This window comes from Janthinobacterium sp. Ant5-2-1, from assembly GCF_001445815.1.
GTDB lineage: Bacteria > Pseudomonadota > Gammaproteobacteria > Burkholderiales > Burkholderiaceae_D > Janthinobacterium > Janthinobacterium lividum_E.
On sequence record NZ_LNCE01000054.1, the window covers coordinates 1 to 10,483 of the forward strand.

General features: G+C 59.5%; 7 protein-coding genes and 2 rRNA genes. 8 read left to right on the forward strand and 1 reads right to left on the reverse strand.

Translation table 11 applies throughout. The features are described 5' to 3' along the window. Positions 1 to 125 (forward strand): 23S ribosomal RNA (locus tag ASN89_RS17835); the annotation flags it as partial. A gap of 138 nt (positions 126 to 263) precedes the next feature. Continuing rightward, positions 264 to 376: ribosomal RNA gene (rrf, locus tag ASN89_RS17840) — 5S ribosomal RNA — on the forward strand. A 207-nt stretch (positions 377 to 583) separates the two neighbouring features. Here the strand turns inward: rrf and uraH are convergent. After that, the gene (gene uraH / locus ASN89_RS17845; protein WP_058050215.1) at positions 584 to 937 is read right to left on the reverse strand and encodes a hydroxyisourate hydrolase; all 354 of its coding nucleotides are present in this window, start codon (positions 935 to 937) and stop codon (positions 584 to 586) included. 121 nt (positions 938 to 1,058) lie between these two features. On the opposite strand from uraH, the gene puuE reads away from it, so the two are divergent. The 6 genes from puuE to ASN89_RS17875 all read left to right on the forward strand — a co-directional run bounded on the left by puuE (position 1,059) and on the right by ASN89_RS17875 (position 9,883). After that, a complete protein-coding gene (gene puuE, locus ASN89_RS17850; RefSeq protein ID WP_058050216.1) occupies positions 1,059 to 2,012 on the forward strand; it encodes an allantoinase PuuE in 954 nt (317 codons plus the stop codon). A 99-nt stretch (positions 2,013 to 2,111) separates the two neighbouring features. Next, the gene (xdhA, locus tag ASN89_RS17855; protein WP_058050217.1) at positions 2,112 to 3,578 is read left to right on the forward strand and encodes a xanthine dehydrogenase small subunit; all 1,467 of its coding nucleotides are present in this window, start codon (positions 2,112 to 2,114) and stop codon (positions 3,576 to 3,578) included. 10 nt (positions 3,579 to 3,588) lie between these two features. Next, on the forward strand, positions 3,589 to 5,934 hold the full coding sequence (gene xdhB, locus ASN89_RS17860; RefSeq protein ID WP_058050218.1) for a xanthine dehydrogenase molybdopterin binding subunit: 2,346 nt from the start codon (positions 3,589 to 3,591) through the stop codon (positions 5,932 to 5,934). Between the two features lie 9 nt (positions 5,935 to 5,943). Next, a complete protein-coding gene (xdhC, locus tag ASN89_RS17865) occupies positions 5,944 to 7,011 on the forward strand; it encodes a xanthine dehydrogenase accessory protein XdhC (RefSeq protein WP_058050219.1) in 1,068 nt (355 codons plus the stop codon). Between the two features lie 9 nt (positions 7,012 to 7,020). Continuing rightward, positions 7,021 to 8,337, forward strand: coding sequence for a guanine deaminase (gene guaD, locus ASN89_RS17870; RefSeq protein ID WP_058050220.1), 1,317 nt, complete (start codon positions 7,021 to 7,023; stop codon positions 8,335 to 8,337). Between the two features lie 43 nt (positions 8,338 to 8,380). Beyond that, the gene (locus ASN89_RS17875) at positions 8,381 to 9,883 is read left to right on the forward strand and encodes an adenosine deaminase family protein (RefSeq protein ID WP_046685495.1); all 1,503 of its coding nucleotides are present in this window, start codon (positions 8,381 to 8,383) and stop codon (positions 9,881 to 9,883) included. The last annotated feature ends 600 nt before the right edge of the window (positions 9,884 to 10,483 follow it).

The following is a 10,483-nucleotide window of genomic DNA, read 5'->3' on the forward strand; positions in this document are numbered from 1 at the left end:
TGAGATTTCCCAGAGCCTTGAGCTCTTTGAAGGGTCGTTCGAGACCAGGACGTTGATAGGCTGGGTGTGGAAGTGCAGTAATGCATTAAGCTAACCAGTACTAATTGCCCGTACGGCTTGTCCCTATAACCTTAGCAGGTACAGAGGATAAGACGGTACAACGTTGCGTGTGTGTTGATACTACCAGTCATTACCCCAATCTTTGCTTCTTCCAGATTCAGGCTTTGTCGTCCAATTGGAGACAAACGCCAGTACAAGTTATGCCTGATGACCATAGCAAGTTGGTCCCACCCCTTCCCATCCCGAACAGGACCGTGAAACAACTTTGCGCCGATGATAGTGCTGCAACCAGTGTGAAAGTAGGTTATCGTCAGGCTTGTTATTCGAAAAAACCCCTTCCGGTGATCCGGTTGGGGTTTTTTTACGTCTGGAGATTTGTTTGCGTTATAGGCTGGCGGGTACTTGTCGGCTTACGCGCGCAGCGCTAAGCCGACCTACGTTTATTGGATGGCGGGTAGGTCGGATTAGCGGGGCCGCCGAGGTGCGTAGCGCGTAATCCGACAACATTGTTGGCATCGCGGGATCAGCTACCGCGATAGGTCGAATACGACCAAGGCGATACCACTAGCGGCACGTGATAATTTTCATCCGGATGCGCGATGCCGAAGGCCAGGGTGACCAGGTCGATGAAGCGGGGCGATGGCAGTTCCACCCCTTGGGCGGCGAAATAGTCGCCTGCGTTGAACACCAGTTCATATTGGCCCGCCTTCATGCTGTCGCCCTCCAGCAATGGCGTGCTGCAGCGGCCGTCGCTATTGGTCATATCCATCTTCAATAACACCTTTCCTTCCGGCGCGACTGAAAACAGGGCTACCTTGACGCCGGCTCCCGGCTTGCCGTGGGCGATATCGAGTACATGCGTGCTGAGTTTTCCCATTTGCTATCCTGTATATAGGGTGAGTGAATGTGCTTATCGTGCAAATCATATACCGGTGACTGCGCCGGGCTATATGATTGGGCATATAGCCAACATTGTCCTCCTATAGGCGCGCCTCCGCATGAACAATTACGAACATTATCCACGCGACTTGATCGGCTATGGCCGTACGCCACCCCATCCGCAATGGCCGGGCAAGGCCCGCATCGCGCTGCAGTTCGTCCTCAATTACGAGGAAGGGGCGGAAAATAGCGTGCTGCATGGCGATCCTGCGTCGGAAACGTTTTTATCGGAAATGATCGGCGCGGCCGCTTTTCCCGCGCGCCACCTGAGCATGGAGTCGATTTACGAATATGGTTCACGCGCCGGCTTATGGCGCTTGCTGCGCATGTTCGAGGAGCGGCACCTGCCGTTGACGGTGTTTGGCGTATCGATGGCCTTGAAACGCAATCCGGAGGCGGTGGCTGCATTCCAGCAACTGGGTCACGAGATTGCCTGCCATGGCTTGCGCTGGATTTCCTATCAAAACATGGATGAAGCAACGGAACGCGAACACATGCGCGAAGCCGTGCAGATCATTCGCGAATTGACGGGGGCCGCCCCGCAAGGCTGGTACACGGGGCGCGATTCTCCGAATACGCGCAAACTGGTGGTCGAACATGGCGGTTTCCGCTATGACGCCGATTATTATGGCGACGACCTGCCATTCTGGGAAAAAGTGGCCTACACGGATGCCGCCGGCATGCCGGCGGTGCAGCCGCAGCTGATCGTGCCTTATACCCTGGATACGAACGACATGCGCTTTGCCGCCATGCAGGGCTTTAATTCTGGCACGCAGTTTTTCGATTATCTGAAGGATGCCTTCGACGTGCTGTACGCGGAAGGCGATCCGGACGGTTTGAATCAGCCGAAGATGTTGTCCGTAGGCCTGCATTGCCGCCTGATTGGACGGCCTGGCCGCGCGGCCGCATTGGCGCGCTTCCTCGACTATGTGCAGGGTCATGAGCAAGTGTGGATCACGCGCCGCATCGATATTGCCGAACATTGGCATGCGACGCATCCGTTCCAGGAGTGAGTTCTATTGAGATGGGATGATAAGTAAAATCAGTTTTTACATATAGTTGTCCCGTATGCCAGTGTTAATCTCCTATACTGGGACTATACCGAGGCCAGCATGTCAGAACCGATCCGATTTTACTACCGTGGTGCCGTACAGGAAGTGCGCGACGCCGCCCCTACGCAGACTGTGTTGCAGCACCTGCGCGAGGATTTGCATTGCACGGGCACCAAGGAAGGCTGCGCCGAGGGCGATTGCGGCGCCTGCACGGTGGTCATCGGCAGCCTGGTCGATGGCCAGGTCGAGATGAAGGCCGTCAACGCCTGCATCCAGCTCACGCCTACCCTCGATGGCAAGGCCCTGTTTTCCGTGGAAGACTTGCAGCAGTCCGACGGCGCCCTGCACCCGGTGCAGCAGGCGATGGTCGAATGCCACGGTTCCCAGTGCGGCTTTTGCACACCCGGTTTTGTCATGTCCTTGTGGGGCATGTATCTGGAAAAAAACGGCGAGACGCCCACGCGCTGTGAAATCGACGACACCCTGTCGGGCAATCTGTGCCGCTGCACGGGCTACCGGCCCATCATCGATGCGGCCAGACGCATGGGCGAACTGCCACATGTGGCATTCGACCGCGATGCGTTGCGAGTGCAATTGCAGGCGCTGCAGCGCGGCAGCGCGACCACCTATGAACATGACGGCCAGCACTTCCACGCGCCGCGCACCATTGAGGAACTGGTGACGCTGCGCGCGGAAAAGCCGCAAGCGTGTCTGTTGGCTGGCTCCACCGATGTGGGCTTGTGGGTGACCAAGCAACTGCGCGACCTGGGCGACATCATTTATCTGGGCAACGTGGCCGCACTGAAAAGCATCGCCGTGAACGATGGCAAGCTGCACATCGGCGCCGGCGCCAGCCTCAACGATGCTTATGCGGCACTGTGCCAGCATTATCCCGATGAGCTGTCGGAACTGTGGCAGCGCTTTGCTTCCTTGCCGATCCGCAACGCGGGTACTTTGGGCGGCAATGTGGCCAATGGCTCACCGATCGGCGACTCGATGCCGTGGCTGATTGCGCTGGGCAGCGAGATCGTGTTACGCGGTCCTGCTGGCCAGCGCAGCATGCCGCTGGAACATTTTTATCTTGGCTATCAAAAGAAGGATCTGCAGCCCGGCGAATTCGTCGAAGCCGTAGGCGTGCCCTTGCCGCGTGCCGACGTGCATTTCCGCACGTATAAACTGGCCAAGCGCTTCGACCAGGATATCTCGGCCGTGTGCGCCGCGTTTGCCTTTGAACTCGAGGGCGAGCGCATCATCGATGCGCGCATCGCCTTTGGCGGCATGGCGGCCACGCCGCAGCGCGCCGCGCAAACGGAAGCATTCTTGCGGGGACAGGCGTGGAATGAGGATAACCTCGTCATCGCCATGCGTTTGCTGGCCGACGATTACGCGCCCTTGTCCGACATGCGCGCGTCGAACACCTACCGCATGACGACGGCGCAAAACCTGCTGCGCCGCTTCTGGCTGGAAACTCGCCCCGGTGCGCCGCTGCTGCCCACTGCCGTCAACGCCTACGCTTGCCGCGCCTGAAAGGACCAGCATGAACCATCCTGCCACGCCCGAATTGCAAGCGGCCGCCTGGGCCGCCGTGGGCAAGCCCAGCCCACATGAATCGGCGCAATTGCATGTGCTGGGGCAAGCCACGTACACGGACGATATCGCCGAACTGCAAGGCACCTTGCACGCGGCGCTGGGCTTGTCGCAAAAGCCCCACGCGCGCATCACGGCCATGGACCTGTCCGCCGTGCGCGCTGCCGCCGGTGTTGTCGCCGTCTATACGGCACACGACATTCCCGGTACCAATGATTGCGGCCCCATCATCCATGACGACCCCATCCTGGCTGCGGAACTGGTGCAATACGTGGGCCAGCCCATTTTCATCGTGGTGGCTGATACGCATGACCATGCGCGCCGCGCGGCCCGCCTGGCGCAGGTGTCGTACGATGAATTGCCTGCGATCATGACGCCGCAAGCGGCCAAGGCAGCACAATCGTATGTGCTGCCGCCGATGCAGCTGACGCGCGGCAACTACCAGGCCGCGTTCGAGGACGCGCCGCACGTGGTCAAGGGGCAGCTGTATGTGGGCGGGCAGGAACAGTTTTATCTGGAAGGACAGATTTCCTACGCCATCCCGAAGGAAGCGCAGGGCATGCTGGTGCTGTGTTCGACCCAGCATCCGAGCGAGATGCAGCACGTGGTGGCGCATGCGCTGGGCGTGCATTCGCACAACGTCACCGTCGAATGCCGGCGCATGGGCGGCGGTTTCGGCGGCAAGGAATCGCAATCGGCCCTGTGGGCGGCGGCCGCATCGATCGCGGCGGCGAAACTGAAGCGCCCCGTGAAACTTCGCGCCGACCGCGACGACGACATGCTGGTGACGGGCAAGCGCCACTGTTTTTATTATGAATACGAAGTGGGCTACGACGATGAGGGCCGTATCCTTGCCGCCAAGGTCGACATGACCACGCGCGCGGGATATTCGGCCGACTTGTCCGGCCCCGTCGCCACGCGCGCCGTCTGCCACTTCGACAACACCTATTACCTGTCCGACGTGGATATCCGCGCCGCCTGCGGCAAGACGAATACGCAGTCGAACACGGCATTCCGGGGCTTCGGCGGTCCGCAGGGCGCCATTGCTATCGAGTACGTCATCGATGAAATCGCCCGCCACTTGCAACGCGATGCGCTCGATATCCGACTGCTCAATTTCTACGGCCGCAACGATGTGGAAGGGCGCAATGTCACGCCGTATGGCCAGAAAATCGTCGACAATGTTATTCATGAACTCGTCGCCGAACTGGAAGCGAGCAGCGATTATCGCGCACGCCGCCGCGCCATCGATGCCTTCAACGAGGCCAGCCCCATCCTGAAAAAGGGCTTGGCATTTACGCCCTTGAAATTCGGCATCGCCTTCAACGTCACGCATCTGAACCAGGCCGGTGCTCTCGTGCACGTTTATGTCGATGGCTCCGTGCTGGTCAACCATGGCGGCACGGAAATGGGACAGGGCATCAATACCAAGGTCATGCAAGTGGTGGCGCACGAACTGGGCCTGGACCTGGACAAGGTGCGCGCCACGGCCACCGATACGAGCAAGGTGGCGAACACCTCGGCCACGGCGGCTTCCACCGGCGCCGACCTGAACGGCAAGGCGGCGCAGGACGCGGCGCGCCAGATCCGTGAACGCCTGGCCGAGTACGCGGTCAAACTGTACGGCGACGAAACGGGCGCTGTGCGCTTCTTCGACAACCATATCCACGTCAATGGTCACACCGTGCCGTTTGCCGAGCTGGTGCAGAAGGCGTATCTGGCTCGTGTGCAACTGTGGTCGGACGGTTTTTATGCCACGCCTGGCTTGTCGTGGGATGCGAAGACGATGACGGGCCATCCGTTTTCCTACTATGCGTATGGCGCGGCCGTGGCCGAAGTGGTGGTCGATACCTTGACGGGCGAATGGAAGTTGCTGCGTGCGGACGCCTTGTACGATGCAGGCCAGTCCTTGAACCCCGCGATTGATCTGGGTCAAGTGGAGGGCGCATTTATCCAGGGTATGGGCTGGCTGACGACGGAGCAGCTGTGGTGGAATGTGGCGGGCAAGCTGATGACGCACGCGCCGTCGACGTACAAAATTCCCGGCATTTCCGATTGCCCGGAAGATTTTCGCGTCAAGCTGTTCCAGAACCGCAACGTGGAGGACAGCATCCACCGTTCCAAAGCCGTGGGCGAGCCACCGCTGCTGCTGCCGTTTTCCGTCTTTTTTGCCATCCGCGACGCCATTTCCAGCGTGGGCCATCACGCCGTGCAGCCTCCGCTGAATGCGCCCGCCACCAGCGAGGAAATCCTCAAGGCGGTGATGGCCGTGCAAGCGGCGCATGCCGGCGCATAGGAGCAGACGATGAGCGACTGGCTGACAGCGATGGACGACGACACGCAGGCATCTGTGCTGGTGACGGTCGCCCTGGTCGAAGGTTCCGGACCGCGCGAGGCGGGCGCGAAGATGCGCGTCAGTCTCGATGGCCAAGTCGATACCATTGGTGGTGGCCACCTGGAATTGCGCGCCGTGGAAATTGCCAAGACCATGCTGGCCACGAGCGATACCCATGCGCGGCTCGAGCGTTTCGCGCTGGGTCCCAGCCTGGGACAATGTTGCGGCGGCGTCGTCTGGCTAGCGTTCGAGTATGTCGATGCCAGCCTGCATGCGTTGCTGGCCGCCTTGCGCGAACGCCGCCAGCACGACAGCTGGCGTTTGACGGCGCTCGATGGTAAACCCGCCTCGGCCCTGTTCGACGCTGCCGGTAGCTTGATCGCCGGCACTGGCGAACAGGCGCCTGACACGTTTTTGCGCGAGCGCACAACCCATGTCGCTCAGGATGGCAAAGGGCGGCGCTGGCTGGTCGACCCTTGCCTGGCGCCACGTGCCCATTTGACCTTGTTCGGCGCCGGCCACGTGGGCGCCGCCATCGTGCGTGCGCTGGCCCACTTGCCCTGTAATATCACTTGGGTCGATGAGCGCGAAGACATGTTTCCCAAGCAACTACCTGATAATGTACGCATCGCCGCCACCGATACGCCCGAGGAATTTGTCGCTATGGCGCCACCCAGTGGCAGTTTTCTCGTCATGACGCACAGCCATGCGCTTGATCAACGCTTGACGCAAGCCATCATGGAGCGTGAGGATGCGGGCTGGTTCGGGCTGATCGGTTCGCACACGAAACGCAAGCAGTTCGAGCACCGCCTGCAGGCGCGCGGCGTGCCGGATGAGCGCATTGCCGCCATGGTCTGCCCGATCGGCATGCCTGGCATCCGCAACAAGGCGCCGGCCGTGATCGCCGCGTCCGTTGCCTGTCAATTACTGATGGTGTGGGAAGAGGCGGCCGCTGCCGCCCTGGCCGCACCGCTGCGGCTGGCCTCTGCCAGCGCGCCGCCGCGACGCCCAACACGCGCCGCCATTCACCCGTTATAGAAAGAAGTCATGCCGATTGTTCCTGCCACATTGCAAGCTTACCGAGCCAGCTTGCTGCACTTCCACGCCGATCCCGCCTTCAGCGAGGAGGCGCATGCCTGGCATGCGGACGGCTTGCTGATCGTGGCCGATGGCAAGGTCGTGGCCGCCGGCGATTACGTGCAGTTGCAGCCGACTTTGCCGCCCGGCACTCAGATCGTCGATTACCGGGGCAAGCTGATCGTGCCGGGTTTCATCGATACGCACTTGCACTTCCCGCAGACGGAAATGATCGCCTCGCCCGCACCGGGTTTGCTGCCGTGGCTGGAAACGTACACTTTTCCCACCGAGCGCGCGTTTGAGAATCCCGAGCATGCGCGCAACGTGGCCGAATTTTTCCTCGACGAACTGCTGCGCTGCGGCACCACCACGGCGATGGTATATGGCAGCGTGCATCCGCAATCGGTCGATGCCTTCTTTGGCGCCAGCGAGGCGCGCGGCTTGCGCATGGTGGCGGGCAAGGTCATGATGGACCGCAATTGCCCCGAGTTCCTGCGCGATACGGCCGAGTCAGGCGCGCGCGAAAGCGAAGAGCTGATCCGGCGCTGGCACAAGCACGGCCGCTCGCTGTACGCGATCACACCGCGTTTCGTGCCGACCTCGACGAATGAACAGATGCATCTGGCGGGCGAGCTGGCGCGCGCCTACCCGGATACGTATCTGCAAACCCACGTGTCGGAAAACGAGGATGAATGCCGCTGGGTACGCGAGCTGCACCCGCAGGCGCGCAGCTACCTCGATGTGTATGACCACTACGGCATGCTGCGCCCGCGCGCCATGTTCGGCCATTGCATCTGGCTCGATGAGCGCGACCGCGCGCGCATGGCGGAAACGTCGTCGGCGGCCGCCATTTGTCCTACGTCCAACCTGTTCCTCGGTAGCGGCCTGTTCGATTTCGAGCGGGCCGATGCGGCGAAAGTGCTGCTGTCGCTGGCCACCGATGTGGGCGGCGGTACCTCGTTCTCAATGTTGCAAACAATGAACGAAGCCTATAAAGTAGCACGCTTGAAAGGCAGCTATCTGCCCGCCTTGCGCATGTTTTACCTGGCGACCCTGGGCGCGGCGCGCGCCATGCAGCTGGAAGGCACTCTGGGCAATTTCACGGCAGGCACGGAAGCGGACTTCATCGTGCTCGACAAGCAATCGACGCCGCTCCTCGAGCGCCGCACGGCTGGCTGTCAAAGCCTGGAGGAATTGCTGTTTGTCTTTGCGCTGCTGGGCGATGACCGCGCCGTGGCCGCCACCTATTCGGGCGGGCAATGCGTGCATGTGCGGGGGCAGGGCTGACCTACCCGTTGTTCAACACGAATTATCCTGAGCGAGAACGCGAATGCACAAGAAACTCACTGGCCTGGCGCTTGGCGCCGCGCTGGCATTGACCGGAACGGCGCAGGCCGCCAAAGCCGTGCCCACCCCGTCTTCCAACGAAGCGGCCACCGCGCGCCATTTCGCCGCCCTGCTTGCTGGTGCGCAGCCGAAGACAGCCGAGCTGAGCCTGTTCTTTTCCATGATGCCCAAGGGCGGCGACTTGCATCACCATTACTCGGGCGCCATCTACGCCGAGCAATTCCTCGACTGGGTCGACAAGGAAAACTATTGCGTCAACAAGACAACGTACCGCATTGAAAGCAACAAGGACGTCGTGGCGGCCGAGCGCGCCAAACCAGCCGCGCAGCGTGGCTGCCTGTCGTCCACGGAAGTGTTTGCCGACGCGGGCCTGTATGCGGAATTGCTGCAGCGCTGGTCGACCAAGGATTTCTATAACCACAGCGCCATCCAGACGCCGCCGGACCGCACTTTTTTTGACACCTTCGGCTACTTCGGTCCCGTCGCGTCGAGCAACACGGCCGACGGCCTGAAAACCCTGAAGCAGCGCGCCATCGCGGAAAACCTCAGCTACATCGAGACGATCTTCGAGCTGTCGCCATTCGTGCAAAACGCGCAGTTCGACCAGCAGGTGCTGGCGCCGGGCTTGCAGCCGGCAGCGTTGCAAGCCGTGCTGGCCAACTGGACGCAGAATCTGGAGCAGGATGCCAGCTTCCAGAAAAGCATCACCGCCTACAATGACAACGTCAACGCCAGCAGCGCCGGCATCGACGATGTGAACTTCACCATGCGTTACCAGGCGTATGTGCTGCGCTTCCTGTCGCCATCGCAAGTGTTCTCGTCCATGGTGGCCGCATTCAAGGCCGCCAGCCTGAATCCGCTGCTGGTGGGCGTGAACATCGTGGGCCAGGAAAGCGTGAATGTGTCCATGCGCGATTACAGCCTGCACATGGAAATGTTCAAGTTCCTCAAGGCCAAATATCCAAACGTGAAGATCGCCCTGCACGCCGGCGAGCTGGCGCTGGGCATGGTGCCGCCGGAAGGCATGGCATTCCATATCGCCGAAGCCGTCGATGTGGCGGGCGCCGACCGTATCGGCCACGGCATGGATATCGCGTACGAAAACAATGCGCTGTCGACCATGCAGAAGATGCGCGAACGGGGCATCCCCGTGGAAGTGAATCTGACCAGCAATGATTACATACTCGGTATCAAGGGGCAGGCACATCCGATCACCCTGTACCGCAAGTATGGCGTGCCGTTCGTCATTTCCACCGATGACGCGGGCGTCTCGCGCAATACCTTGTCGAACGAATATGTGCTGTTTGCCAGCCAGTACAAGACCGATTATGCGGAAATCAAAAAGCTGTCGTATAACAGCCTGCGCTATTCCTTCCTGGCGGAAGCGGACAAGCAGCGTTTGCTGAAAGCGCTTGATGCCCGTTTTACCCGTTTTGAAGCGCAAATTGCCGCGGCCGACAAGGCAGGCAAGGGCGGCAAACCGTAAGTTGCGCGACGTTCAGAACTGATACTCTTAAATGGCCGGATATTCCGGCCATTTTTTTTCTCATCTTAAATATCGTGCTGTTATTTTGTTAATTTTGTGGCGGCCATGCGACACAATTAACGGCAGATACACGACTTTATCCGATTTCATGGATGAATCAATTTCAAGTACATATTGCTCATTTATAATCACGCGCCATAAGCCCGGACGCTGTCATCACGATATCAATCCAGCTAGTTACCCTATGCTATTTATATTTTAAATATATAAATATGTAAAAAAAATCGTATTTGTCATCCATTTTTTGATGATGCATAGTGAGATGAAGATGATATTAAAAAGTCACAATTCATCTGGGCGATATCGTATGAAGATGGGTATTTGCAGTAAATAAAGGTGAGATACAGAGTGAAACAAACAGTCGCGCAGCTAAATGACGACATTCTTCTGTATTTTGCCGCCGTGTCACAGTCTTGAAATATTTAACAATTACACTCGCGGCTTGCCATGTTAGCCGGGTAAGCATGTGGAATGAATGACACAGGTGCTAGCGCCCTGGGTCGTACGGATCGGTCGCAGTTTTCTTCCGCCGTAATTGTC